The 24,551-nt window shown below is 70.2% G+C and carries 26 protein-coding genes; 17 read left to right on the top strand and 9 right to left on the bottom strand.

The genetic code is table 11. The features are described 5' to 3' along the window. Positions 1 to 38 precede the first annotated feature (38 nt). Both EL493_RS30645 and EL493_RS30650 read left to right on the top strand, forming a co-directional pair. Positions 39 to 635 carry a TetR/AcrR family transcriptional regulator gene (locus EL493_RS30645; RefSeq protein WP_074965398.1) on the top strand — a complete coding sequence of 199 codons (597 nt, stop codon included), beginning with the start codon at positions 39 to 41 and terminating at the stop codon, positions 633 to 635. Positions 636 to 648: 13 nt separating this feature from the next. After that, entirely contained in the window at positions 649 to 1,413 is a 765-nt protein-coding gene (locus EL493_RS30650; protein WP_019049020.1) for a maleylpyruvate isomerase family mycothiol-dependent enzyme, read from the top strand. Positions 1,414 to 1,416: 3 nt separating this feature from the next. Here the strand turns inward: EL493_RS30650 and EL493_RS30655 are convergent, their stop codons facing one another. Next, positions 1,417 to 2,703: an NtaA/DmoA family FMN-dependent monooxygenase gene (locus EL493_RS30655; protein ID WP_019049021.1), complete on the bottom strand. Its 1,287-nt coding sequence runs from the start codon at positions 2,701 to 2,703 to the stop codon at positions 1,417 to 1,419. Between the two features lie 124 nt (positions 2,704 to 2,827). Here EL493_RS30655 and EL493_RS30660 point away from each other — a divergent pair, with 124 nt between their 5' ends. Further along, complete coding sequence (locus tag EL493_RS30660) at positions 2,828 to 3,166, top strand: DUF6401 family natural product biosynthesis protein (RefSeq protein ID WP_030201054.1); 339 nt, start codon at positions 2,828 to 2,830, stop codon at positions 3,164 to 3,166. Positions 3,167 to 3,224: 58 nt separating this feature from the next. On the opposite strand, the gene EL493_RS30665 is transcribed toward EL493_RS30660, so the two are convergent. After that, positions 3,225 to 4,070 carry a mechanosensitive ion channel family protein gene (locus tag EL493_RS30665; RefSeq protein ID WP_019049023.1) on the bottom strand — a complete coding sequence of 282 codons (846 nt, stop codon included), beginning with the start codon at positions 4,068 to 4,070 and terminating at the stop codon, positions 3,225 to 3,227. Positions 4,071 to 4,265: 195 nt separating this feature from the next. On the opposite strand from EL493_RS30665, the gene EL493_RS30670 reads away from it, so the two are divergent. The 3 genes from EL493_RS30670 (at position 4,266) to erm (ending at position 7,216) form a co-directional block, all read left to right on the top strand. Continuing rightward, positions 4,266 to 4,916, top strand: a complete 651-nt coding sequence (locus tag EL493_RS30670; protein ID WP_019049024.1) for a TetR/AcrR family transcriptional regulator — start codon at positions 4,266 to 4,268, stop codon at positions 4,914 to 4,916. Continuing rightward, complete coding sequence (locus tag EL493_RS30675; RefSeq protein WP_019049025.1) at positions 4,913 to 6,097, top strand: NAD(P)-binding protein; 1,185 nt, start codon at positions 4,913 to 4,915, stop codon at positions 6,095 to 6,097. Before EL493_RS30670 ends, EL493_RS30675 begins: the two co-directional genes overlap by 4 nt. Positions 6,098 to 6,490: 393 nt before the next feature. Continuing rightward, positions 6,491 to 7,216: an ErmE/ErmH/ErmO/ErmR family 23S rRNA (adenine(2058)-N(6))-methyltransferase gene (gene erm / locus EL493_RS30680; RefSeq protein WP_407938945.1), complete on the top strand. Its 726-nt coding sequence runs from the start codon at positions 6,491 to 6,493 to the stop codon at positions 7,214 to 7,216. A gap of 205 nt (positions 7,217 to 7,421) precedes the next feature. Here erm and EL493_RS30685 read toward each other — a convergent pair whose 3' ends face one another. Further along, positions 7,422 to 8,294, bottom strand: a complete 873-nt coding sequence (locus tag EL493_RS30685; protein WP_126405958.1) for a hypothetical protein — start codon at positions 8,292 to 8,294, stop codon at positions 7,422 to 7,424. Between the two features lie 21 nt (positions 8,295 to 8,315). On the opposite strand from EL493_RS30685, the gene EL493_RS30690 reads away from it, so the two are divergent. Then, positions 8,316 to 8,492 (top strand): hypothetical protein, encoded by a 177-nt coding sequence (locus tag EL493_RS30690; RefSeq protein WP_019049029.1) that lies wholly within the window; start codon positions 8,316 to 8,318, stop codon positions 8,490 to 8,492. Between the two features lie 42 nt (positions 8,493 to 8,534). Here EL493_RS30690 and EL493_RS30695 read toward each other — a convergent pair whose 3' ends face one another. Beyond that, positions 8,535 to 9,923 carry a cystathionine beta-synthase gene (locus tag EL493_RS30695; RefSeq protein WP_019049030.1) on the bottom strand — a complete coding sequence of 463 codons (1,389 nt, stop codon included), beginning with the start codon at positions 9,921 to 9,923 and terminating at the stop codon, positions 8,535 to 8,537. Between the two features lie 227 nt (positions 9,924 to 10,150). Here EL493_RS30695 and EL493_RS30700 point away from each other — a divergent pair, with 227 nt between their 5' ends. Next, positions 10,151 to 11,020, top strand: coding sequence for an SGNH/GDSL hydrolase family protein (locus tag EL493_RS30700; protein ID WP_019049031.1), 870 nt, complete (start codon positions 10,151 to 10,153; stop codon positions 11,018 to 11,020). A 58-nt stretch (positions 11,021 to 11,078) separates the two neighbouring features. Further along, positions 11,079 to 12,299: an acetyl-CoA C-acetyltransferase gene (locus EL493_RS30705; protein ID WP_019049032.1), complete on the top strand. Its 1,221-nt coding sequence runs from the start codon at positions 11,079 to 11,081 to the stop codon at positions 12,297 to 12,299. 66 nt (positions 12,300 to 12,365) lie between these two features. Here the strand turns inward: EL493_RS30705 and EL493_RS30710 are convergent, their stop codons facing one another. Beyond that, on the bottom strand, positions 12,366 to 13,223 hold the full coding sequence (locus EL493_RS30710; RefSeq protein ID WP_030201055.1) for a Bax inhibitor-1/YccA family protein: 858 nt from the start codon (positions 13,221 to 13,223) through the stop codon (positions 12,366 to 12,368). 138 nt (positions 13,224 to 13,361) lie between these two features. After that, positions 13,362 to 14,510, bottom strand: a complete 1,149-nt coding sequence (locus EL493_RS30715; protein ID WP_019049034.1) for a class I SAM-dependent methyltransferase — start codon at positions 14,508 to 14,510, stop codon at positions 13,362 to 13,364. A gap of 403 nt (positions 14,511 to 14,913) precedes the next feature. Here EL493_RS30715 and EL493_RS30720 point away from each other — a divergent pair, with 403 nt between their 5' ends. From EL493_RS30720 to EL493_RS30755, 8 genes are all read left to right on the top strand, one after another. Continuing rightward, positions 14,914 to 15,495, top strand: coding sequence for an AMIN-like domain-containing (lipo)protein (locus EL493_RS30720; RefSeq protein WP_022565804.1), 582 nt, complete (start codon positions 14,914 to 14,916; stop codon positions 15,493 to 15,495). Positions 15,496 to 15,555: 60 nt separating this feature from the next. Then, a complete protein-coding gene (locus tag EL493_RS30725) occupies positions 15,556 to 16,107 on the top strand; it encodes a hypothetical protein (RefSeq protein WP_019049036.1) in 552 nt (183 codons plus the stop codon). A 74-nt stretch (positions 16,108 to 16,181) separates the two neighbouring features. Then, positions 16,182 to 16,805 carry a DUF305 domain-containing protein gene (locus EL493_RS30730; RefSeq protein ID WP_019049037.1) on the top strand — a complete coding sequence of 208 codons (624 nt, stop codon included), beginning with the start codon at positions 16,182 to 16,184 and terminating at the stop codon, positions 16,803 to 16,805. 171 nt (positions 16,806 to 16,976) lie between these two features. After that, positions 16,977 to 17,492: a hypothetical protein gene (locus tag EL493_RS30735; RefSeq protein ID WP_022565803.1), complete on the top strand. Its 516-nt coding sequence runs from the start codon at positions 16,977 to 16,979 to the stop codon at positions 17,490 to 17,492. Between the two features lie 87 nt (positions 17,493 to 17,579). Next, positions 17,580 to 18,887, top strand: coding sequence for a serine hydrolase domain-containing protein (locus EL493_RS30740; RefSeq protein ID WP_019049039.1), 1,308 nt, complete (start codon positions 17,580 to 17,582; stop codon positions 18,885 to 18,887). A 122-nt stretch (positions 18,888 to 19,009) separates the two neighbouring features. After that, complete coding sequence (locus EL493_RS30745) at positions 19,010 to 19,384, top strand: SHOCT domain-containing protein (RefSeq protein WP_019049040.1); 375 nt, start codon at positions 19,010 to 19,012, stop codon at positions 19,382 to 19,384. A 139-nt stretch (positions 19,385 to 19,523) separates the two neighbouring features. Further along, positions 19,524 to 20,255 (top strand): GntR family transcriptional regulator, encoded by a 732-nt coding sequence (locus EL493_RS30750; RefSeq protein WP_019049041.1) that lies wholly within the window; start codon positions 19,524 to 19,526, stop codon positions 20,253 to 20,255. A gap of 63 nt (positions 20,256 to 20,318) precedes the next feature. Beyond that, positions 20,319 to 20,594 (top strand): hypothetical protein, encoded by a 276-nt coding sequence (locus EL493_RS30755; RefSeq protein ID WP_019049042.1) that lies wholly within the window; start codon positions 20,319 to 20,321, stop codon positions 20,592 to 20,594. A 41-nt stretch (positions 20,595 to 20,635) separates the two neighbouring features. Here EL493_RS30755 and EL493_RS30760 read toward each other — a convergent pair whose 3' ends face one another. From EL493_RS30760 to EL493_RS30770, 3 genes are read right to left on the bottom strand one after another with little or no spacing between them, the layout of a single operon-like run. Then, entirely contained in the window at positions 20,636 to 22,231 is a 1,596-nt protein-coding gene (locus tag EL493_RS30760; protein ID WP_019049043.1) for a GMC oxidoreductase, read from the bottom strand. A 46-nt stretch (positions 22,232 to 22,277) separates the two neighbouring features. Then, positions 22,278 to 22,907 (bottom strand): DUF305 domain-containing protein, encoded by a 630-nt coding sequence (locus EL493_RS30765; protein ID WP_019049044.1) that lies wholly within the window; start codon positions 22,905 to 22,907, stop codon positions 22,278 to 22,280. After that, the gene (locus EL493_RS30770) at positions 22,904 to 24,436 is read right to left on the bottom strand and encodes an LVIVD repeat-containing protein (RefSeq protein WP_030201060.1); all 1,533 of its coding nucleotides are present in this window, start codon (positions 24,434 to 24,436) and stop codon (positions 22,904 to 22,906) included. Before EL493_RS30770 ends, EL493_RS30765 begins: the two co-directional genes overlap by 4 nt. Positions 24,437 to 24,551: the final 115 nt, after the last annotated feature.

Genomic DNA, 24,551 nt, shown 5'->3' on the forward strand with positions numbered 1-24,551 from the left:
CCTTGACCCCGGTCGTGATCTGCGTCACAATTCTAATCGTGTTAGGTGAAACTACTCGCGATAGGCAAGCCGAACGCCGTGAGGCGACACGGCGGGAGATTCTGCAGGTCGCGTGGGATGTCGCCAGGGAACACGGACTGGCCCAGCTCACCCTGCGCGAGGTGGCCACCAGGGTCGGCATGCGCGCGCCGTCGCTGTATACGCATTTCCCGGCCAAGCACGCGATCTACGACGCGATGTTCGGCCAGGCCTGGGCCGAGTACGAGGAGCACGCCGCGCGGGTCACCGCCGATCTGCCCGACGCTCCGCGTGCCCGGCTGCTGGCGGTGGCCTACAGCTTCTTCGATTTCGCCGTCGCGGATCTGGCCCGCTACCAGCTGATGAATCAGCGCACGGTGCCCGGATTCGAACCGTCGGCCGCGGCGTTCGCGCCGTCGCAACGGGTGGTGCGCGCCGCCGTAGACCTGTTCGCCGAGGCAGGTGTCACCGATCGGGGTGACATCGAGATCTGGTTCTGCCTGATCGGCGGCCTCATCGACCAGCAACTCGCCAACGATCCGGCCGGCGACAGCAGGCGCAGGCTGATCGAACGCGCGATGACCATGTGGGCCGACAGCGTCGGCCTGCCGGCCTGATCCGAGGGAACCCATGACCACCACCACCCCGGCGCCCACCCGGCCCCGCCGCAGCGCCTCACCACGTCCGGAATCGATGACCCTGGCCGCCACCGAGTACGAGCGCATCGCCCGCGCCGCGGCCGCGCTCGACCCCGCCGACTGGGACCGTCCCACCGACTGTCCCGAATGGACTGTGCGCCAGATGCTCTCGCATGTCGTCGGCATGGCGGCGATGACCGCGTCGTTCCCCGAGATGGTCCGGCAGCAGCGCGCCGCCGACCGGCGCTGCGAACCCGGGCAGCCGCGCATCGACGCACTCACCGCCCATCAGGTCGACCTCTTCGGCGGTCGCTCACCCGCCGAGCTGACCGCGCTGCTCGCCGAGCTCGGACCCCGCGCCGCGGCGGCTCGGCGCAGGCTGCCCGGCCTCGTCCGCAAGCTGCCGATGCCCGGCGCCGAACGGGTGAACGGCGTCGACGAACGCTGGACCGTCGGCTACCTGACCGAGGTGATCCTGACCCGCGACCCGTGGATGCACCGCGTCGACCTGAGCCGGGCCACCGGGCGGCCGCTGGAACTGTCCGCCGAGCACGACGGTCGCATCGTCGACGGCGTGGTGCGCGAATGGGCCCAGCGCCACGGCAGCCCCTACCGGCTCACGCTGCACGGCCCGGCGGGCGGCAGCTGGGCCGAGGGCGACGGTCCCGCGCTCGAGCTCGACGCCGTCGAGTTCTGCCGGATCCTGTCCGGCCGGGCGAGCGGGACCGGACTGCTGACGACCGAGGTGCCGTTCTGAGCGTCAGGCCGGCGGGGGCAGTTCCAGGTTCTCGCGGTAGGTGCCGCCGAGGTAGTCGGTGTCGACCAGGCCGCGGCGGCGCAGCTCGGGCAGCAGTCCGTTGAGCACGAAGTCGCCGGTGCGCGGGTCGGTGAGGCCGCCGAGCGAGATCACGTCAAGGACGCCGGCCCGGTAGCGCTCCTCGATGGCGTCGGCGAGCTGTTCGGGCGTGCCCGCGGCGGCCCAGTGGCCGGTGTCCTTGGCGGCAACGACGAGCTCGCGCAGCGTCGCGCCGGTGGCGGCCAGTTTGCTGAAGATCTCCACCCGGCCGCGGCGACGCCGCACCGAATCCAGCTGCGGCAGGAGGCTTTCCGGTATCGGCTTGTCCAGCGGCAGCTCGGACAGGTCGAGTCCGCCGCCCAGCATGTCGGCCAGCTGACGGCGGCCCGCGTCGAAGTCGGTGGCCTCGGCCGCCTCCCGCACCAGCCGCCGGGCCTCGGCCTCGGTGGCGCCGTAGGTGGCGTGGAAGGAACTGAAGATCAGCGGCAGGCCGTCGGCGCGGCCCAGCTCCCGCGCGCGGGTCCGGATCTTCTTCGTGTAGACGACGGCGTCCTCCAGCGTCGGCAGCGAGGTGAAGACCACCTCGGCGAAGCGGGCGCCGAGCTCGATACCGCCCGCGGACTGCCCCGCCTGGAACTGCACCGGCCTGCCCTGGGGCAGCGGCGGGATGTTGAGCGGCCCGCGGACCGAGAAGTGTTCGCCCGCGTGGTCGATCGGCCGGACCAGGGACGCGTCGAGCACTGTGCCGCCCGCGCCGTCGGGCCGCAGCGCGCCCGGCCGCCAGCTGTCGAACAGGGCGTTGACCACGGTGAGCGCCTCGGTGGCGCGGTCGTAGCGCCGCTCGGGGCTGGGCAGGTCCGCGTCGCCGTAGTTCTCCTCGCCGAGCGAGGAGGTCACCGCGTTCCAGGCCGCACGGCCGTTGCTCACGTGGTCGAGGGTGCCGAACAGCCGGGCCAGGTTGTACGGGTGGTGGAACGTGGTGGTGACCGTCGCGATGAGGCCGACGTGGGTGGTCACCGCGCTCAGCGCGGCCAGCTGGACGATCGGTTCCTGCGCGCCGATCGCGCCCTGGGCCCCGAAGGCGAGCAGGTCGGCGGCGAACAGCGCGCCGATCTTGTGTTCCTCGGCGATCCGGGCGACGCGCACCGCCTCGTCCAGGGTCGACCGGGTGGGATCCAGCGCGGCGGCGTACACGTCGGGTGATCCGCTCACCCCGGTGACGGTCTTCAGGGTGCGGCGTTCGGTGGCCATGTCAGCAGTCCAGCAGGACTCCTGGGCGCTCGACCATGGTTGCGCTCAACACAATTCGATCGGAATGCGCGGTTGCGCCGAGTTCGCCGCCGGGGCGAATCCGCCCTGTTGCTACCATCTGGTGGTGTTTTCGCCCGGCCCCGCGTTGCTCGAATTCTCGGCACGACGTCATCTGCACAAACTGAATACCACGTATGGAATTCCCGCGGCCTTGGCCGCGGCGGACAATCCCGGCCTGTCGGCCGAACTCGATCAGCACGCCGCGGCGGTGCGCGACATTCTCGCGTTCGGCGTCGGCGAATCGACGGGGATACCGCTCACCGTTCTGCTCGCCGGCTATGCCAGGGGGCTGCTCGACCAGGTCGCCGAATACGCGGGCGGCCTGCTGGCGGTCGCCCCCGCGTCCTGGTCCGAGGCCGACTGGCTGCAATTGCGCCTGGCCGCGGTCTGCCGGCACGCCTGAGACACCGGAATCGGCGCTTCGCCTCCGTATCGGTGGGCGAAGCGCCGGCGCCGGTCGGTCATCGAGCTGTTTCGCCACCCCATTCCTGGCGCCCCGGCTCGGGGTAACCCGCACCGGGGGTGACCCACTGCTGCGCGTTCTCGGCGTGCGCACCGGGTGCCGCCTGACCGCTCACCCTGGCCGCGTCCTCGCGTCCGCGCTGGTAGGCCTCGGCCTGCCCCTTCATCGCGGGCATCTCGGCCTCCAGGTTGCCCAGCCAGCTGCTCCAGCGCTGTTCCATCGGCCGGACCAAGCCGCCGCCGACACCGACCACCAGGATGCCGCCGATGGTGGCGAGCACGGCGATCAGGATCGGCGTGGTCACCGAGGTCGCGACCCCGATCTGGTTCAGCGCGGCGATGATGCCGATACCCCAGATGAACACCGCCGCGATCCGGCCGAGCATCGGCCCGTAGGACAGCCCGCCCAGCATCGAGGTGACCAGTTCGCTCACCGCGTGCGCGATGGCCGCCGCGATCACCACGATCACGATCGCCACCGCCGCCTTGGGCAGCCAGGCCACGATGCCGGTGAGCAGATCACTGACCGGGTTGGGCCCGAAGACCCCGAAACCGATCTGCAGGGCGATCAGCAGGATGGCGTAATAGGCGATCTTGGCGAGGAGATCGGAGGCGTCGTATTTGCTCTTGGACAGCATCTTCTTGATCTGTCCACGTTCGACCAGCCGATCGAAGCCCACGCGTTCTAGCACCGCGTCGACGACCTTGGCGACCACTTTCGCGATGATCCAGCCGATCAGCAGGATGGCGACGAAGGCGGCCAATTTGGGCACGAATTGCGCGACCGAACTCCACGCGTCGGACAAACCTTGCTGGAAATCGATCGCGACGACGGAGATATCCACAGCACATCCTTTCGCTTCTTCCCGCCCGCTACCTGTCCACCGCTGGGTACCCGGGTTGACCGCACCGAATCTCCAATTTGCGAGAAAGTTGCTCTTCGCCCGGTCATCCGGCCGTTGACCGGGGCCCGGGGTTGCGCCAGGGCCGGATCGGGATCAGAGTGTAAGTAAGTGGTTACTTACAACGACGGAGGTGCCGTGGCCCCGACCTCGCGGGAACGCATCATGACCGAGGCTCTGCGCCTGTTCGGCGAGCAGGGTTTCGCCAAGACCTCGATCGCGCAGATCGAACGGGCCGCCGGACTGTCGGGAGGTTCGGGAGCGCTCTACCGGCACTTCAAGTCCAAGGACGAACTGCTGGTGCAGGCGGTGGCGGCGAAGCTCGGCGACCGCGGCGAGTGGGAGCTGTACGTGTCACCGGACTTCTCGATGGCCGCGGCCCTCGCCGCCGCCGCGCCGTCCGGCTCGACCGTCGACCAGCTCGAGGCACTGTGCCGGATCGGCCTCGCCCGGCTCGACCACGGCCGCGATGTCACCCGGATTCTCCTGCGGGACAACTCGATTCCGGCTCCCATGCTGGAGGTCTTCCGGCAGGAGGAGTACGCCGTGGTGATGTCGGTGGTCACCCGCGGACTCACCGAACTCGCCGGCCCGCGCGGGCGGGACCAGGACTGGGATGCCACCGCCGCCGTCCTCGTCGGCGCGGTCGCCCACTTCTGGCTGATCCGCGACATCTTCGACGGCGGGCATCCGGCGAACGTCGACGCCGAGCGCTACCTCAGAGCCACCGCAGAGATGATCGCCGCCCGGCTCGACTGGGCGGACACCGAGGGAGAGGACCGACGATGAACACCACCATCACCGTGGTCGGGGGCGGACTGGCGGGTCTCACCGCCGCGATCGCCGTCGCGGAGACCGGCGTGCCGGTACGCCTGCACGAGGCTCACCGGACGCTGGGCGGCCGGGGCCGTGCGACCCCGCCACCGCATGTCGCCCACGAGGGCGCCCATGTCTTCTACGCCGACGGACCGCACTACACCTGGCTGAAGGAGCGCGGCTTCGTCGCCGGGCTCGGCTGGCCCGGCCCGGCCGACGCGGCCAAGGTCGGCTTCCGCGTCGACGGCCGGATCCGGCACGTGCCGTCGCCGGGCATGCTGCGCGCCCAGGCCCGCAGGGGATTGCGCGCGCCGGTCGACGTCGACTTCCACAGCTGGGCGTCCGAACGCTGGAACGAGCGCACCGCCACCCACGTCGCCAACGCGATCAGCGTGGTGACCTACGACGCGAACACCGGCGCCCTGTCGGCCGCGTTCGTCTGGGACCTGTTCCAGCGTGCGCTCGGCGCGCGTGTCCCCGGGGTCCGGTGGGTGCGGGGCGGATGGCAGCGGGTCCTCGACCGGATGATCGCGCGGGCCACCGAGCTCGGCGTCGTCATCGAGACCGGATCGCGCATCGACACGCTGCCGGCCGACGGGCCGGTCATCGTCGCCACCGATCTCGACGCCGCGCGCCGGCTGCTCGGTGACGAGACATTGCGCGGCACCGGCGGTTTCGCCGCGCTGCTCGATCTCGCGGTGACCAAGGACCGGCGCGACCGGTTCGTGGTCTTCGACCTGGACCAGGGCGGCTTCCACGAGTGCTACACCGCGCAGGACGACAGCATCGCGCCCGCGGGGCAGTCGCTGTTCCAGCTCCAGATGCCGGTGCGCGACAACGAATCCCGCGAATCGGCGCACCGCAGGCTGGAAGCCCTCGCCGACGCCACCGTCCCGGACTGGCGCTCCCGCACCACCTTCCACCGGACGTCGACGGCGAAGAACCGGACCGGCGCCAACGACCGGCCCGGCAGCACCTGGCGCGACCGGCACGCCATCGACCGCGGCGACGGGGTGTACCTGGTGGGCGACATGGTCGCCGCGCCGGGCATGCGGGGCGAGATCTCCGTCAACAGTGCCGTCACCGCCGCCGCGTCCGCCGTCGCCACCCTGCGGACGGCGTCCGGCGTCCTGCCGAGGACCCGGCCCGCCTAGCCGTCGGCGACCGACCCGATCGACGGTCCCCGATCCCGATCGGGTCGGTCCCGGCCGGTGCCGTGAGCCGGATCGGCGACGGCCACGATGCCGCGCCGAAATTCGGTTGCGCCGCGCGCCGAGCGCTTCCTAAGGTGAGCCGCATGTCGTCTCTGTGCGCCTGCAACGTGTTCATCCGCATCCGCTCCGCCCGGGCTCTGGCCCGCTAGCGGACGCGGAGACTCTCGGCGTCCACCGGCGCGCCCAGGGCCCATCGAGCTTTCCACTACTCGATGACCCGAAGGGGCTACTGCCGTGGCGCAGGATTTTGCACACCGAAACTATTCACACACTCAGCGCAAGGTCACCGGACGGGCCGGCGGCCGGACATCGCGGGATCAGGCGCGCCGGACGCTGTCCCAGAACTTCCTGGTGGACTCCTCGGCCGTCGACCTGATGATGACGGCCGCCGACCCGGCCGGGACCGTGCTCGAGCCCGGTGCGGGCGAGGGCGTACTCACCCGGGCACTGGCCGCGCGTGGCGCGCAGGTCACCGCGTACGAGATCGACCCGCTGCTGGCGGCGAAACTCTCGGCACGCACCGGCGCCGATGCCGGAATCCGGGTGATACGTGGCGATTTCACCAAGGCGAAGGCGCCGCGTACCCCGTTCGCGGTGGTGGGGAACATCCCGTTCTCCGTCACCGCGGAGATCGTCGACTGGTGCCTGGCCGCACCCGCGCTCACCTCGGCGACCCTGCTCACGCAGCGGGAGTACGCGCGTAAACGCACCGGCGACTACGGGCGCTGGAGTCTGCTGACCGCGACCAGCTGGCCGTGGTTCGACTGGCGGCTGCACGGCCAGGTGCACCGCACCAGCTTCCGACCGGTCCCCGCCGTCGACTCCGCGATCCTGCGGATCGACCGTCGCGCCGAACCCCTTGTCGCCCACCGGGATTCCTACACCGAACTGGTCCGCACGGGATTCTCCGGAATCGGCGGCTCGGTCCGTGCGTCCCTGCACACCCGCTACCACGGCGTCGACGCGGCCCTGGCCGCGGCGGGCATCGCCCACGACACGGTGGTCGCCTACGTCCACCCGGAGCAGTGGGTGGCACTGCACGCGGCGCTGACGGGCTAGCCGTTCCGCGGCGCCGTCCACTGGGCGGCGCCGCGGGTCGCGCAGGTCACTGGATCGAGCGGTGCTGAGGAAGCCGAGGCCGAAGAGGCATTCCGGCCCCCAGGGTCACGACGCACTTCCGGCCGCAGCGACCTCGCCTCCCGCCGGAAGCGCCTATCCCTCTCACTCCGGCTCACTCGAGGTTCCGGTCAGCACCTGCCTTCGCTCAGCCCTGTGCCCCGAGTTCTTCGGTCAAAGTGAGCAGGAACTGAGACGCGGTTCGGATCTGCAAGTCCGATACCTCGAACTTGGTTCGACCGGCGCTGGTCCTCGACTCCTGCAAGTTGATCTGAGCCGTCTGTATATCGAGAGTGCCCTGCCAACCATCAACCTGGGTAACGATGTACACCGCGCTGGCCGCCTTCTTTATCCACACCTTCTCGTCCGTCCCGGACAGCGGGATGTAGCTCAGGTCGTCCTCGAGCAAGGCGGGCTTCGACTCGTCCGGCAACATTGCCCGTAGGCGCGTCTGCCCCACTGCAAGCTGATCCTGCGTAATCGTACAGAGAGCTCCCAGCCCAATTTTCTCGCCGGGCGCGCCGGATCCGTATTCAATACCCGCAGAAGATATTTCGAGATCTCTCGCGAAGAAGGTCAGCGTCCGATCGCACTGCTCGCGACGAGTATGACTCGACTCTGTCATCACAGGACTTTCCGCAGTATTCAGCCCGCACGACGACACGAGCGAAACTGCGATCGCTGCCACCGCAACCATGGACGGCCGCTTGTTTTCCGGTAGACCGTCAATATCCGAACTCGCCTGCGAGATCTGACTCCCGCCGATAATGCTCGTCGTTACAGAGCTCGCCCGGATCGCCCTAGTGGTTGAACCGGTCGCCATCACCAAAGCTCGACAATTCCGCACGATGTCGGCAGCGCGAGTCGAATCGCCATCAATCCCCCGTTTGTCCAGGCCTTCTCCGTAGAGTTTCAGCCCACCCTCTCGGACATCCATGCAGGTTGTCAATTCATGGACGAATGACAGCGTCTCGGAAGCGCTTGCGCGCCAACGGCTATCGAGAGATGCCGGCTCGCGCACTCAGGGAGCTCAGTCCGGGTCGTGTGGGTTTCAGCCCGTCGAATTGAGCACAATCGGCTGCACGGTCGCGCGTCGCTGCGCACCCGCTACCTGGGCGTCCATGCGGCCCTGGCCGCGGCGGGCATCGCCCACGACACGGTGGTCGCCTACGTCCACCCGGAGCAGTGGGTGGCACTGCACGCGGCGCTCATCCGCTGACCGGGTGCCGGTGCCGCCCCGTGGGTAGGGGCGGCGCCGGGCTCAGTGGCCGATGGAGCCGGTGCTGAGGAAGCCGAGCAGGTCGTGGCGGGTGATGACGCCGACCGGCTTGCCGTCCTCGACGACCATCAGGGCGTCGGTGTCGGACAGGGCCTTGGTGGCCGTCGACAGCGGCTCGCCCGAGCCGATCAGCGGGAACGACGGGCTCATGTGCTGGGCCACGGAGTCGGTGAGCTGCGCGCGGCCTTCGAAGACGGCCGAGAGCAGGTCGCGCTCGGTGACGCTGCCCGCGACCTCGCCCGCCATCACCGGCGGCTCGGCGCCGACGACCGGCATCTGCGAGACGCCGTACTCGCGCAGGATCTCGATGGCGTCGCGCAGGGTCTCCGACGGGTGGGTATGCACCAGGTCGGGCAGCTCGCCGGACTTGCCGCGCAGCACGTCGCCGACGAGCGGTTCGGGACCGGCCTCGAGCGGGGTGGTGAGGAAGCCGTAGGAGCTCATCCACTTGTCGTTGAAGATCTTGGACAGGTAGCCGCGGCCACCGTCGGGCAGCAGCACCACTACGACGGCGTCGGGATCGCGCCGGGCCACCTCGATCGCGGCGACCACGGCCATACCGCAGGAGCCACCGACCAGCAGGCCCTCCTCGCGGGCCAGGCGGCGGGTCATCTCGAAGGAGTCGGCGTCGGAGACGGCGATGATCTCGTCGGGCACGCTCGGGTCGTACGCCGAGGGCCAGAAGTCCTCGCCGACACCCTCGACCAGGTACGGGCGGCCGGTGCCGCCGGAGTACACCGAGCCCTCGGGGTCGGCGCCGACGATCTTCACCTTCCCGCCCGAGACCTCCTTGAGGTAGCGGCCGGTGCCGGTGATGGTGCCGCCGGTGCCCACACCCGCGACGAAGTGCGTGATCTTGCCTTCGGTGTCGGCCCAGATCTCGGGACCGGTGGTCTCGTAGTGGCTGTCCGGGCCGCCCGGGTTGGCGTACTGGTTCGGCTTCCAGGCGCCGTCGATCTCGCGGACCAGGCGATCGGAGACGTTGTAGTAGCTGTCCGGGTGCTCCGGCGGCACGGCGGTCGGGCACACCACGACCTCGGCGCCGTAGGCACGCAGCACGTTGCGCTTGTCCTCGCTGACCTTGTCCGGGCAGACGAACACGCACTTGTAGCCGCGCTGCTGGGCGACCAGTGCGAGGCCGACGCCGGTGTTGCCCGAGGTGGGCTCGACGATGGTGCCGCCCGGCTTCAGCAGCCCTTCCTCTTCGGCGGCGTCGATCATCTTGACCGCGATCCGGTCCTTGGAGCTGCCGCCGGGGTTGAGGTATTCGATCTTGGCGGCGACCAGGCCCGCGTTCGGGCCGACCACCGAGTTCAGCCGAACCAGGGGCGTGTTGCCGATGAGGTCGACGACATGATCCGCGATGCGCATAGCCCCATCGTTGCAGAACCCTAGGTCCGCGGCGCGACGTGGTCCGACGATGTGGCCTACGGCACCGGTGGGTGCCGCGGTCACCGCACCCGTGATTTCGTGCGCACACGGGTAGCTCGGAGGGGCGGCGCGGTGGGATCTGTGGCTCTCGTGGCACCGCGCGAGCCGCCCGCTCAGTGGGCACGGCGCCTGCCCGGCGGCCGATTCCCGCCGTACAATTTTCGGATGTGAGCGCACCACGAATCAGCTGGCGTACCGCCGCCGTCACCGGCGCCACCACCGTGCTCGCCGGTTCGGGTGCGGGCACCGTCTCCTGGGCGACCTACCGATTACTGATGACGCAGGCCGGGGCGGCACGCGCGGTCATCGGCCGCGACACCTCCAAGCCGCCGGAGGCCGACGGCGTGTACGCGCCCGGCGCACAACTGCCCGAACCGTGGCGCAAGGGCGTGCCCAGCGACCTGCACCTGATGATCTTCGGCGACTCCACCGCCGCCGGGCTCGGCTGCCTCGGCGCCGCCGACGTGCCGGGCGTGCGGCTGGCCCGCGGCCTCGCCGACGCGACGGGGCTGCGGATCCGGCTCAGCACCAAGGCGATCTCCGGCGCCACCTCGAAGGGTCTGGCCGGGCAGGTCGACGCGATGTTCGTCGCGGGGCCGCCGCCGGACGCCGCGGTGATCCTGGTCGGCGGGAACGACATCACCAAGAAGCACTCCATCCGCGCCTCGGCGCGCAGGCTGGCCGCCGCGGTGTCACGGCTGCGCGAGGCCGACGCGCTCGTGATCGTCGGGACGTGTCCGAACCTGGGTACCGTCACCGCGATCCCGCAGCCGCTGCGGACGGTGGTCGCGAACTGGAGCGTGCGCCTGGCGAAGGCGCAGACCGTGGCGACCACCATCGCGGGCGGAATCCCGGTGGCCATGGGCTCGCCGTTGGTCGCCTCGGAGTTCCGCGCCGCGCCCGAGATCCTCTTCGCCACCGACGGATTCCACCCCTCCGCGGCGGGGTACGAATTGGCGGCGGCCCAGCTGCTGCCCGTCCTCGTCGGAGCGGTGCAGACCCGCCCTGGTCTTCCGGTCGCGCACGGCGAGACGTAGATTCCAGAAAGACCGGCTTGTAAACGCCGTTCACTGAACCATCCGAAAAGGAGTCCTCATGCCCGAGGCCGTAATCGTCTCCGTCGCCCGCTCCCCGATCGGCCGTGCCGTCAAGGGTTCCCTCGCGGGGATGCGTCCGGACGACCTGACCGCGCAGATGGTGCGCGCCGCGCTGGCCAAGGTCCCCGCACTCGACCCGAGCACGATCAACGACATCATGCTCGGCACCGGCTCCCCCGCGGGTGAGGGCGGCTTCGGCATGGCCCGCAACGTCGCCGTGCAGCTGGGCCTGGACACCGTGCCGGGCACCACCGTGCAGCGTTACTGTGCGTCCTCGCTGCAGACCACCCGGATGGCCTTCCACGCGATCAAGGCCGGCGAGGGCGACGTGTTCGTCTCCGCCGGTGTGGAGACCGTCTCCCGCTACGCCAAGGGTTCGGCCGACAGCTGGCCCGACACCAAGAACCCCGAGTTCGCCGAGGCCGAGGCCCGCACCAAGAAGACCGCCGAGGGCGGCGCGGGCCAGTGGCACGACCCGCGCGAGGACAACCTGATCCCCGACGTCTACATCCCGATGGGCCAGACCGCGGAGAACGTCGCGTCGCTGACCGGCATTACCCGCGAGGACCAGGACCACTGGGGCGTGCGCTCGCAGAACCGCGCCGAGGAGGCCATCAAGGCCGGCTTCTTCGAGCGGGAGATCACCCCGGTGACCCTGCCCGACGGCACCGTCGTCAGCAAGGACGACGGCCCGCGCGCCGGCGTCACCTACGAGGCGGTCAGCCAGCTCAAGCCGGTGTTCCGTCCCGACGGCACCGTCACCGCCGGCAACTGCTGCCCGCTCAACGACGGTGCCGCCGCGCTGGTCATCATGAGCGACACCAAGGCCAAGGAGCTGGGCCTGACCCCGCTGGCCCGCATCGTCTCCACCGGCGTGTCCGGCCTGTCGCCCGAGATCATGGGCCTCGGCCCGGTCGAGGCCGTGCAGCGCGCGCTGGCGTTGGCGGGCAAGTCGGTCTCCGACATCGACCTGTTCGAGATCAACGAGGCCTTCGCCGTGCAGGTGCTCGGCTCGGCTCGCGAGCTGAAGATCGACGAGGACAAGCTCAACGTCTCCGGCGGCGCGATCGCGCTGGGCCACCCGTTCGGCATGACCGGCGCCCGCATCACCGCGACCCTGCTGAACAACCTGCAGACCCACGACAAGCAGTTCGGCGTGGAGACCATGTGCGTCGGCGGCGGCCAGGGCATGGCTCTCATCATCGAGCGTCTCAGCTAGTCCAGACATAGCGAAGCGGCTCCCCACCGTGGTGGGGAGCCGCTTTTGTGCTGTTCAGGCCGATTCTCAGTCGCGCTGGAAGTAGCTCAGCAGGCGGAGGATCTCGACGTAGAGCCAGACCAGGGTGACGGTCAGGCCGAGGGCCACGCCCCAGGCGGCCTTCTCCGGGGCCTGGGCGCGGATCAGCTGGTCAGCGGCGTCGAAGTCCAACAGGAAGCTGAACGCGGCGATCGCGATGCAGACGAGGCTGAACACGATGGCCAGGGCGCCACCGTCGCGCAGGCCGAAGCCGCCGTCGGTGAAGAAGCTCGCGATCAGGTTGCCGACCATGAGGACCAGCACACCGACCATGGCGCCGAGCAGCATGCGGGTGAAGCGCGGGGTGACCCGGATGGCGCCGGTCTTGTAGACCACGAGCATGCCGAAGAACACACCGAAGGTGCCGAGCACCGCCTGGCCGATCAGGGCGCTACCGCCCACACCGCCGAAGGTCACGTCGGTGAACATCAGCGACAGCGCGCCGAGGAACAGGCCCTCGAACGCCGCGTAGGACAGGACGATGGCCGGGTTGTCCATCTTGTTGCCGAAGCTCGCCACCAGGACCAGCACCAGGCCGACCAGGCCGCCGCCGATGACGAACAGCGGGGCGAGCGAGGGGTTCGCCGAGGACAGCGCGAACGAGATGATCGCCGTGACGGTCAGCACCGCGAGGGTGATGCCGGTCTTGGTGACCACGTCGTCGATGGTCATCGCGCGGGTGGCGGGGGCCTGCTGGAACTGCTGGCCGTACTGCTGCCCGTACTCGCCGTACTGCTGGTTGCCCAGCTGACCCGCGCCGGCCACGCCCGAACCGAAGTTCGCGTAACCGCCGACTCCCTCCTGGCGAGGTAAGTTCTTGAACACCGGATTCGATGAGGTACGCACCGTGCGCCTTTCTTGGAGTTATTAGTCGCTGTACAGCTCCAACTGCCCTGTTCAACGTGCCGCGATCGGACAAAGTTCCCAGCCTGGACCGGACACCCGACGATCGGACAAATCGGACTCTACCCCGTCCGACCGGCTCTATCGTTGTACGTCGCGCAGACCACGAACGGACCGCGTCACCGTGAATTTCTGGTTCCGGCCGATCACATCGGTCCGTCCGACCATCCGCTCCACCACGCCGCGATAGTTCAGATGTGAGTTGTACACCGTCCACAGCTCCCCGCCGGGGCGCAGCACCCGCCCGGTCTCGGCGAACATCTTGATCGCCGATCCGGTGTGCACCGCCGCGCCGACATGGAACGGCGGATTGCACAGCACCAGGTCGGCACTGTTGTCCGCGGCCGAGGACATCGCGTCGTCGCGCACCACCGTCACCCGGTCGGCCACGCCGTTGGCCACCGCGGTGGCCCTGGCCGAGGCCACCGCGGCCGCCGACTGGTCGGTCCCGACCACGCGCAGGTGCGGCCGGGACTTGGCCAGCGCCACCGCCAGGATGCCGGTGCCGCAGCCCAGGTCGATCGCCTCGCGCGCGTCCGGCTTCATCCGGTCCAGATGTTCGAGCAGGAAGCGGGTGCCGATGTCGAGGCGCGGGCCGGAGAAGGCGGCGCCGTAGGCCAGCACGTCGCCGTCGATCTCGGCGATCCGCTCGGCCACCGGGAACCGGGATTCCCCCACCGGCAGCGGCTCGCCCACGACCAGCACCCGCGACTTCTGCCTGCCGCGGCTCGCGCGCACCTGCCCGAACGACTCGGCCAGCACCTCGTTCATCGCCGGGGTGAGGTACTTGTCGCGCCCGCCCGCGAACACGACGACATCGGGAGCCGCGAAGCGGGCGATCGTCTCGGCGATCTCGGCCAGGCCGGCCAGCATCCTGGGCAGGCGCATCAGCACCACCCGCGCGCCCGCCAGCAACTCCGCGTCGAGATCGTGCGCGGTGTAGCGATCGGTGAGCCCCAGATTCTTGGCATTGCCCGCGAGCGCGAGTTCGCCGGTGAGCAGGTCCTGGTGCACGCGCAGACCGGTGAGATCGTGCCGGGCGGCCGCCCCGAGGGTGAGCGCGCCGTACGCGTCACCGATCACCGCAACCTCGCCGCTACCGGCGGCCGCGAGCGCGTCGGCGGCGGTGTCGAGGAGCAGGCGGTCGGCGGCGTCGACGGCATAGAGGTTCGGCGCCTCCACGTCCGGATACCGGCGCAACCGGGTGAATACGTCCTCGACTCTGTCCACGCGACAAGTGTGCTAGATCGTTGCCCCACCGTCACATCCGGGCCCAGTATCGGTCCGTGGCCCCGCTCACAGCGCGTTGTCGGAGTGGGTATTTCGATGGGCACGAACAGCTTCCATCGATTTGCGACACCCTTGCGCACGGTTTCGGTGCGGTCGATGTCACGAATCCCGTTGTTCCCCACTGTTTCGCCCGCGTTCACCGCGCCGCGAGCACGCGTTCGCGCCGACGAGCTCGCACCGCGGCGGGTCCGGCGAACCTGCCGCCCGCGGGGTTTCGTCGCCGTACGCGCGACATTCCGGCCGATCCGCGTGGCCGCGACCGGCCCAGCAAACTTGCCGTAGCCCGAACACACCCGGCCTTTCCTCCCCCACCCCGGCGCCGCCGCTGCGTACCATCGGCCTCATGCGTAACGCTCTCGTGTTCGGACTGGTCGCCGCCGCGGCGCTGACGCTGCCCGGCTGCGGCACCGACGACACGCCGGCCGCCTCGCCACCGCCGACGACGAGCACCACCAGCACCTTCGCCGACGCCACCGGCGAGGCGCCCACCGACAGCTCGCCCAAGTCGGCCGAGGCGTCCGCCGGTGCCGCGCTCACCGTCACCGATATCCGGATCGGCCGTCAGCCCGGTTTCGACCGGGTGGTCTTCGCGCTCGCGGGGACCGGCACGCCCGGCTGGCAGGTCGACTACACCGACCGCGCGGTCCAGGACGGCAGCGGCAAGACCGTCGACGTGGCGGGCGACTCGATTCTCGAGGTCCGCATCCTGGGCTCGGCCTACCCGTTCGACTCGCCGGTGCCCGCCTATTCGGGCCCCGACCCCGCGACCGACCCGAGTGCGCCGGGCATCGCCGGCGTCTACAAGACCCTGGTCTTCGAGGGCACCACCCAGTCGTTCATCGGGGTCGAGGCCGACCGGCCGCCGTTCACGGTGACCGCCCTGACCAACCCGCCCCGGCTGGTCGTCGACATCGCCGTCCAGTAGCTACCCCTACCGTGTGCGGGTATTTCCACCGACCGGATCGCGCTGGTTAGACTGGGCACCGTGATCGCTCGGCATCCGCTCCTGCGCGCACCCGGCCTGGCCAGGGTGCTCGCCTTGCTGATGCTGCTGGCCGGGATCGTGGCCATGCACTCGGCGGTCTTCGCCGGACCGGGCCATGCCGCCGAGGCGGATCACGCCGCGCACGGGCCCACCGAACCAGCGCGGACCGGCCACCTCGCGGCGGCCGAGCCCGCACCCACCGCAACCCACTCGCGCGCGGCCGGCACCCACGCGGCCGCGCCCCGTCACGACGCCGCCCCTGCCCTCCCCGTGCTCGCCGCCGCCTCCCCCGCCGCCGCGACGACGCCACTCGCCCCCGATCAGCGCGACACCGGCTGCGGCGCGGCCGGCTGCGACGAGCACTCGGCGGTGCATTCCTGCGTCTTCGTCCTCGTCGCGCTGGTACTCGCGGCGACGCTCGTGCTGCTCTACCGGCTGACCGATGTCGAGGCCGCGGCCGCGCGCGCCGTCCGCACCTGGCGGGGCAGGCGGGAGCGGCCGCCGCCGTGGACCGTCCTCACCCTGGCTCAACTGGCGATTCTGCGGATCTGACAGGTCAGCCCGCCACCGGCGTGTCCGGCGGCGGTTCCCGTCCCGCGTTCCCACGAATCCCCAGGAGGATCCCCATGTTCATCAGCCGTACCCGCGCCACCGTCCTCGCCGTCACCGCCGCGAGCGCCCTGCTGCTCGCCGCGGGCTGTAGCGACGACAACGACGCGACCACCCACGACGCCCACTCCGCGACCAGCTCGGCGAGCGCGACCGGCGCCACGGCCGCGGCTCGCACCGATTTCAACGACGCCGACGTCACCTTCCTGCAGATGATGTACCCGCACCACGCGCAGGCGGTCGAGATGGCGAAGATGGTGCCGAGCCACACCCAGAACCAGCAGCTGATCGCGCTGGCCGCGCAGGTGGAGCAGGCCCAGGCGCCGGAGATGCAGCAGATCACCACCCTGCTGACCAGTTTCGGCAAGCCCGCACCGAGCGCGGGCGCCGGGCACGAGGGCCACTCGATGCCGGGCATGATGACCGACGCGCAGATGAGCGCGCTGCAGGCGGCCCAGGGCGCCGAGTTCGACAAGCAGTGGGTGGAGATGATGATCGAGCACCACCTGGGCGCGGTCGACATGGCCCGCACCGAGCTCGCGAACGGCGTCAATCCGGAGTCCAGGCAGCTCGCCACGGCCATCGTGGCCGCTCAGGAGGCCGAAATCGCCACCATGCGTGGCATGCTCGGCCAGCGCTGACCGGGTACCGGCGCCGGGCCGCGTGGTCCGGCGCCGGGACCGGCCCGACGTCTCGGTTGGTCATCGAAATCGCCACCGCGAGCTGACGTCACCCGCCTCCAGCCAGTACGGTCGATATGTTCGGCTCCGGCGCAATCCGGAGCCGGCGGCCCCGAGGGAGGAGAGGGAGACATGAGAAGACAGGAACGCGTGGGGGTCACCGCGGCGCTCACGGCCGCCGCGACCGGCCTGATCCTGGTCGCCTGCACCAACCAGGTCCCCGGCGACGCGCAGGCCAACCAGGCCGACCTCGCCTCCTACACCTCCGAGGTGGCCGCGTCCTCGGCGGCGCGCGTGGAAAAGGCCAACGACACCGCCTGCGACGGCCTGCGCGCGGCCAACAAGAGCTCGGTGACCGCGTTCAACGCCTACATCGACGCCAGCAACAGCAGGGCGCCCGACACCGACGCCAAGGCCGACGAAGCCGTCACCACGCTGCGCAACAACGCCAAGGATCTCGGCCGCAAGATCACCAACGACGTGATCCCCTCGCTGGCCACCCCGTTGCGCGCCTACCGCGACAACACCAACACCCTGGCCGACACGCTCGAACGCCGGGCTCCCACCGACGAACTCAACGGCGTGATCGACACCTTCAACGCCGCCAAGGACACCGCGATCGACGTGTGCAAGCCGTACGGCAACTGATCACCGTAACAAGAACGTCACTGTTCGCGATTGCCTTTCCGGAGTCTTCATCGGGAGGGTTGTGTGCGCGGGTCAGTGAAACATGGTGTGGCGGCGCTGGTTGCCGCGATGGCGCTGGGTTCGGGAGCGCTGTTGCCGGGCGCGGCGCAGGCCGAACCCGGCACCGCCAAGCAGTGCGAGGTCAGTTCGGGCCGCACGCCGCAGACGGCGACACCCGCCGAGGCGGCGCTGGATCCGGACCGGCTCGCCGCCACCATGAACCTGGCGGTCGACACCACCCGCTTCAACATCCAGCTATATCGCAACAACTGCCTGGTCGCCGCGGGTCCGCGTAACGCCGAATCGGGCGGGGTCGCCTGGAATCTGTGGAGCGGCACCAAGAGCGTGGTCGCGCTGGTGGCGGGTCTGGCCGTGGACGAGGGCAAGCTGGTGGTCGACGAGCCGATCGGCCGCTACCTGCCCGAGGGCCTGGGCGACGCCGCGCATCGGGAGATCACCGTGCGCAACCTGCTCACCGAGTCCTCCGGGATGGAGGTGGCGGTCGCCGCCGAGGGCATGACCGGGCTGGCCGCGCTCGACCCGAATGTCGTCGCCCAGGCGCTGGCCATGCCGATCGAGCGCCCGCAGGGCACCATGTTCCGCTACAGCCAGCGCGCGGTGGACCTGCTGGTCTACATCGTGCAACGGGCCGTCGGCGAGGATTTCCAGGACTTCGCGCAGCGAAAGCTGTTCGACCCCTTGGGTATCGCGCGCTCGGACTACTTCTGGGCCCGTGACCGGGCCGGGAACACCTACGGCCACGCGCATCTGATCCTGCCGCCCGACGACTTCGCCAAACTCGGCCTGCTGGTGGGCAATCGGGGCCGCTGGAACGAGCGGCAGGTGATCTCCGACGACTACATGCGCGCCGCGCTCTCGCCCTCGGCGAGCATGCCCTGCTACGGCTTCCTGTTCGTGATCAACGGCGCTCCGTGCCGGCTCGAGTTCCCCGGCCTGCCCGACGACGCGGTGAAGATGTCGGGCATGCTGCGCAACGACAGCTACATCGTGCCCAGCCTGGGCCTGATGCTGAACTGGACCGGCGTGGCCACGCCGGGCGCCTCCTCGACCTACACCCACAATGTGATGCGCTCGCTGGTGGCGTCTTTCGTCGACCGGCAGCTACCCGATCCCGGCCCGTATCAGGAGCGGCCCGACGTGAGCGTGACCGATCCGATGATCGCGCGCCCCGACGCGCTCCTCGGCACGCTGGGCATCGGACCCTACGCCTATCCGGGGTGCAGTTTCGTCGACTGCCTGGGCGAGACGCCCAAGCCGCCGTTCTCGGATTGGCCGCCCGGCTGCGTCGTGCTGGGCTGCGTCGGAAGCGATCCGGCGACGCCCGGGATCCGCTGAGGCGGTACCCACCCTGAACAGGGTCAAGGAAACGCGCGGCGACCGGCTATTTCCCGGCATCCGGCGTGGTTCAATCGATCGCCCCACCAGACGATCGATCCCTCTCCCCCGCGAGGTGTGCCATGTCATTCTGGGAAGTCATCTGGCTCATCATTGTGAGCTTCGCTTTTGTCGCCTACCTGCTCATGGTCTTCATGATCATCGGAGACCTGTTCCGTGATCACAAGACCTCGGGCTGGGTGAAGGCGATCTGGATCATCTGCTTGATCTTCCTGCCGTTCCTCACCGCCCTGGTGTACCTGATCGCGCGCGGTCAGGGCATGGCCGAGCGGTCGCAGGCGCAGGCCAAGGAGATCCAGCAGGCCCAGGATTCCTACATCAGGGAGACCGCGGGCACCAATCCGGCCGCGCAGATCGCCGACGCCAAGCGGCTGCTCGACGCGGGTTCGATCACCCAGGCCGAATTCGAGCAGCTCAAGGCCAAAGCACTGTCCTGAGCGCCGTTCCGCCCGACAGCCTCGTCCACCGATCCGGTCGGTGTGCGAGGCTGTCGGTCTTCATCGCGGTCGCGTATTCTCGAAGCCGCCGGACAGGACCAGTAGGGACCGGTGCACGCTCGCGAGAGGAGCCGCCCTCATGCCCGCACCGCTGCGCGACAGCGCAGTGCCCAAACACGAACAGCTGCGCGCGATCCTGTTGCAGAAATGCACGCGCGAGCTACAGCCGGGCGACCTGATGACCAGCGAACGCAACCTCATGCAGGACTACGGCGTCAGCCGGATCACCGTGCGTGAGGCGATCGGTCAGCTGGTCAACGAGGGCTATCTGGTCCGGGTCCGCGGCAAGGGCACCTTCGTGGCGCACCGGCCGGTGCAGTCGCGGCTGCATCTGGCCTCGTTCACCGAGGAGATGCGCACGCTCGGCCATCAGCCGACCACCCTGGTGCTGGTCGCCGAGGAGGCCGTGCCGCCGGAGGCCACCGCCCGCGCGCTGCGCCTGCCCACCGACGCGCGCGCCTATCACGTGCGCAGGCTGCGGCTGGCCGACGAGGAGCCGATCAGCGTCGACGACGCCTGGTTCAATCCCGAACTGCTGCCCGGCCTGATCTCGCACGACCTCACCGGATCGATCTACCGGACCACCGCCGAGCACTACGGCCGTCCGATCGAGCGGGCCGAGCAGACCGTGGACGCCCAGGCCGCCGACACCGGGATCGCCGTGCTGCTCGGCGTCAAGAAGGGCGCTCCCGTCCTGCATTTCGACCGGGTGTCGTTCAGCGCGGAGGTGCCGATCGAGCACACCCACAGCTGGTATCGCGCCGACCGCTATCGCGTCCAGATGGAAGTCGGTCACCGATCCCAGCTATGAAACAGACATATTTCAGATACTGTATGGGCGCTATCACAGCGAAGTGCTCGGAGGTATCGCCCCATGTCCATCCGTAAGTCCACCAGCCGGGCCGGCCTGCTGGCCGTGCTCGCCGCCGGAACCCTGCTCGGCTCCGGCGGCACCGCCAGTGCCATCGGCGGCCTCGATTGGGACCTGCTGCCGTCGGGTTCGGTCGAGATCGGCCCGCCCACCGGCAGTTCCATGGGTTCGGTCGACGTCGGCAGCGGCACCGGTTCCTTCGACGCCGATCTGGGTTCGTCGGCGCCGGTGCCCCCGCCCAACACCGGCTCGGCCGTCCTGCCCGGTTCCGCGGGCTGAGTTCCCCCGCGGCGCGCCCGTTTCCGGCGCGCCGCGGTTCCTCAGATGACGCTGCCCACGTCGGTACGGACGAGGTTCTCCAGCGCCCGTTCGGCGATGGCGGCGATGGTCATGGAGGGGTTGCAGGCGGCGGTGTTGCCGGGCATCAGGGCACCGTCGATGACGTAGAGACCACGCTGACCGAGCACCCGGCCGTCCAGATCGCAGACCGAGCCCATGTTCGCCCCACCCAGCGGGTGCCAGGTGGACGGGAACAGGGCGTTGGTGTCGACGAGGGTGCTGCCGGGACCGGCGATCCGAGCGACGGCGGGACCGATGTGGCCGTCCTGGATCGCGCGGTCACCGTCGCCGGGCCAGCGCAGGGTCGCGGCGTCCTTGCCCGCGTCGTAGACGAATTCGCCGCGACCGGAGCTCACGCCGTAACCGACGAGCATGGTGGCGCCCGGGTCGATCGGCAGCGACGGGATCGACGCCTGGATGACCGTGAACGCGGCCTGCGGGTCGGACCAGTTCTTGCTGCCGTACACGACCGGACCGCCCTGTGCCGCCCCGAATCCCGCGGCCGGATCGCGCCACACGTAGATCCGGTCGGCGTTGGTGCCCCAGCCGCGACCGACATCGTCGGGCAGATCGGGAATCAGGCCGGTGGCGCGCGCCCGCACCAGCATCCTGGTGGTGTTGAGGCTGCCCGCCGACAGCACCAGCGCGCCGGTGGTGATCACCTTGTGCTCCAGCACGTTTCCGGACGTGTCGACCCGGTCCACACGCACCACCCAGCGGCCGTCGGGGGCGCGCTCGATCTCGGTCACCTCGTGCAGGGTCTGCACCTCGACCAGGCCGGTGGCCTCGGCGGCGGCGATATAGGTGACGTCGACGGAGTGCTTGCCGCCGTTGTTCACCCCGAGCGCGCCGTCACCGTTGGTGTAGGACGGCCGCATCTCCCCACGCAGCTCGGCGAGCGCGTAGTTCCAGTCGATCGGCATCGGAATCTTCGACAGCGGCAAGCCCGCGCCGCGCACCCGTTCGGCGAAGATCCGTGCCGCCGCGTAGTTCTCGTGGGCGACGAGCTCGTCGGGCGCGGTCGCGAGCCCGAGCATGCGCGCCACGCGCGGGTAGTGGACGCGGTCCAGCCGGTCCCAGTCGAGCCCGGCCGGAAAGTGCGCCTCGAAGACCGCGCGCTCCGGTTGCAGCGACATCCCCTGGTAGATCAGCGAACCACCGCCGAGCCCGGCGGCGCACAGGGCCGTCATGCCCTCACCCGGAACCGCCTCCACCAGACCGGCGTAGGGCTCGAAGACCAGCGGCCTGCCGAACACCATGGGGTCGGAGCGATACCAGAGCATCCGCTTGTCGGGTTGCGTGGCCAGCGGGAAGGTCTGGGCGTTCGGCCCGGTCTCCCAGCGCCTGCCCCGCTCCAGCAGCAGCACCGGCACCTTGGCCTGGGCCAGGCGCAGCGCGGTGACGCCGCCGCCGAATCCCGATCCGATGACGACGACGCGGCGTTCCTCGGTGGTCAGCGGGATGCCGCCGTGACGGGCGGCGATGCCGGGTACGGCCCCGGCGGTCCGGGCGGTGGCGAGGGTCAGTCCTGCGGCGGCCGCACCGGTCAGCAGGGTACGGCGGGTGAACTTCGGCATTCGGGAAAACCTTCATCGGTGGGGGTGGGAATGATGTGTGCCCGGCTCAGGCGCGGCGGTCGAGCAGCAGGCCGAGCAACCCGGCCTCGCGGCCCTGGCCGGTGATCATGTCGCGGGCCGCGCGCTCGACGTGGCCGCCGTCGAGCCGGGCGTCGGCCGCGGCGGCCATCTCGATGCCGCCGTGGTGATGTCGCTGCATGAGCCGCAGGAACAGCACCTCGGCCGGGCCGCCACGGGCCGCGGCGAGTGCGTCGAGCTCGGCCGTGCTCGCCATGCCGGGCATCGTCGAATGATGGTGCGCGAGGTCGACACCGGCGTGCCGGTGCGCGCCGACGGGACGCATCCAGGCCATCGGCTCGGCGGCGGTGACCGGCGCGTCCGCCAGCCGCAGCCAGCCGAGCAGCAGGCCCAGCTCGGTGCGCTGGGTGTCGGCGATCTGCCGGGCCAGCGCGCGCACCGCCGGGTCGGCGGCCGGGTCCAGCCGGTCGACCAGTGCGAGCGCCTGACCGTGGTGGGCGACCATGTCCTGCACGAAACCGATCTCGGTCGCGGTCAGCACCGGCGCCGCGGGCAGTGCGCCGCCGGGCAGCAGCGGGCGCAGCGCGGCGCCCATGGCCAGCGACATCGCGATCACGCCGATCGCGGCGGCGGCCCGGATCACGCGGTACCGGTTCATGATCCGGTGGTGGAGGTCTGCCCGGCGGGCGGGGTGTACACCTCGGGGGCGAGTTCCAGCGCCAGGAAACCGTTGTCCGCGCAGGTGGTCCACAGCTGGTTGCCCCGCCATTCCGGCGGCGAGAAACACCAGTCCGTCGACAGATCGCCGAACGCCAGGGTGCCGGTGCGCGTACTGAGCGCCTGCGCGGGCTCGAACGCGCCTTGCAACATCGCCTGGGCCAGCGTCGGCGCCGCCAGCAGCGGCGGGCCGATGATCGAGGCGAGCGCGTGCGGCGAATTCCACAGCCCGGCGTTCTCACCGGTCCGGGCGGGCGGGTTGAAGTAGCCGATCTCGTGGATGTCGCCGGGGTCGCGCACATCGAAGACCCGGATGCCCGAGGACGTCCAGCTGCAGGCCAGGGCCGTCGGGTCGACCGGGCGGTCGGCCGCGCAGTAGTGCGCGTCGTAGGCGAACAGCGAGCCGCCCGACGCCGAGGCGAGCATGCTGTCCTGATGCTCGGGCAGGTTGATGGCGAGCTTGATCGAATCGACGATCCGGGGCGCGCGCTCGTCGACGACGTCGATCAGCTTCACCCCGCCCGAGCCCGCCTCGTCGACGGCGAAGACGTAGGGCCTGCCGCCGTAGGTCACCGGCACGGCGTGCTGGGTGGCCCAGCCGTCGGTCCAGGTCATGGCCGCGAGTTCGGGGACGTGGGGTTGCGGGTCACGGCGCTGGACGGCGGCGACGTCGAGGATCTTCAGCCCGCCCAGATTGTCGGCCAGGTAGAGGCGGTTGCCGTCGGGCGAGAAGCCGAACCCGTGCATGGACAGTCCGGGCAGACCCTGCCAGATCACCCGGGGCTGCGCGGGATCGGTGAGGTCGACGGCGCTGAGCAGACCCGGGGCGGTGCCCGAAGCCCAGTAGGTGCGGCCGTCCGGGGAGAAGCCGCCCTCGTGCGCGGTGATCGGCACCGGCAGCGCGATATTCGTGCCGGGGCCGGGATTGAGCAGCCGGGGATGCGCGCAGTCGGAGATGTCGTAGACCGAGAGCAAACCCGCCCCGGTGAGCGCCGGAACACCCGCGCCGACAAGGAGTTTGCGTGCCGCGTTGACCTTCAGGCTCTCCCAGGTGCCCGCCAGCATGGCCGGCTCGGTGAGGGTGGTGGTGTGCACGGGCGTGGCCGGGTCGGCGACGTCGAGCACCCGCACGCCCTCGTCCGGGCCGAGCAGGTTGCCCGGGAAGAATGTGCCGATATAGGCGCAGTGGTCGAAGGTCACCGAGGTGATGCCGCCACCGCGGCCCGCCGAACTGCCGAGCAGACGCATATTGCAGCGGAAACCGTCGCGGGAACGGCCGCTGTCGCGGTCGGCGGCGGGGACGTCGCCTTGCAGGCCGGTTTCGGGCAGGGAGCCGGGCAGACACTGGACGGGCGGGCGAGCGGGTGCACCGATCGCGGGTGTGGTGGCGACGGCGCCGAGCGGAAGCAGCAGGACCGCCACCGCGGCGAGGCCGTAGCGGCGCGCCGTGCGGGGGAACGAACGAATCATGGAGTTGTCGTCGACCCCGGCGGACGGGGTCGCCTTTCTTGCGCCTGAGTGGTCGGGTATCGCGGCGTTCAGACAGGGTGTGCACCGTCCCCATCCAGCGGTAACTGGGTTACCG

It is taken from the genome of Nocardia asteroides (assembly GCF_900637185.1).
GTDB classification, from domain to species: Bacteria; Actinomycetota; Actinomycetes; order Mycobacteriales; family Mycobacteriaceae; genus Nocardia; species Nocardia asteroides.

Coding starts and splice junctions, on each gene's coding strand:
- EL493_RS30650 (WP_019049020.1), top strand. CDS start 649: ATGACCACCACCACCCCGGCGCCCACCCGGCCCCGCCGCAGCGCCTCA.
- EL493_RS30655 (WP_019049021.1), bottom strand. CDS start 2,703: ATGGCCACCGAACGCCGCACCCTGAAGACCGTCACCGGGGTGAGCGGA.
- EL493_RS30675 (WP_019049025.1), top strand. CDS start 4,913: ATGAACACCACCATCACCGTGGTCGGGGGCGGACTGGCGGGTCTCACC.
- EL493_RS30695 (WP_019049030.1), bottom strand. CDS start 9,923: ATGCGCATCGCGGATCATGTCGTCGACCTCATCGGCAACACGCCCCTG.
- EL493_RS30705 (WP_019049032.1), top strand. CDS start 11,079: ATGCCCGAGGCCGTAATCGTCTCCGTCGCCCGCTCCCCGATCGGCCGT.
- EL493_RS30720 (WP_022565804.1), top strand. CDS start 14,914: ATGCGTAACGCTCTCGTGTTCGGACTGGTCGCCGCCGCGGCGCTGACG.
- EL493_RS30730 (WP_019049037.1), top strand. CDS start 16,182: ATGTTCATCAGCCGTACCCGCGCCACCGTCCTCGCCGTCACCGCCGCG.
- EL493_RS30735 (WP_022565803.1), top strand. CDS start 16,977: ATGAGAAGACAGGAACGCGTGGGGGTCACCGCGGCGCTCACGGCCGCC.
- EL493_RS30745 (WP_019049040.1), top strand. CDS start 19,010: ATGTCATTCTGGGAAGTCATCTGGCTCATCATTGTGAGCTTCGCTTTT.
- EL493_RS30750 (WP_019049041.1), top strand. CDS start 19,524: ATGCCCGCACCGCTGCGCGACAGCGCAGTGCCCAAACACGAACAGCTG.
- EL493_RS30755 (WP_019049042.1), top strand. CDS start 20,319: ATGTCCATCCGTAAGTCCACCAGCCGGGCCGGCCTGCTGGCCGTGCTC.
- EL493_RS30760 (WP_019049043.1), bottom strand. CDS start 22,231: ATGCCGAAGTTCACCCGCCGTACCCTGCTGACCGGTGCGGCCGCCGCA.
- EL493_RS30765 (WP_019049044.1), bottom strand. CDS start 22,907: ATGAACCGGTACCGCGTGATCCGGGCCGCCGCCGCGATCGGCGTGATC.
- EL493_RS30770 (WP_030201060.1), bottom strand. CDS start 24,436: ATGATTCGTTCGTTCCCCCGCACGGCGCGCCGCTACGGCCTCGCCGCG.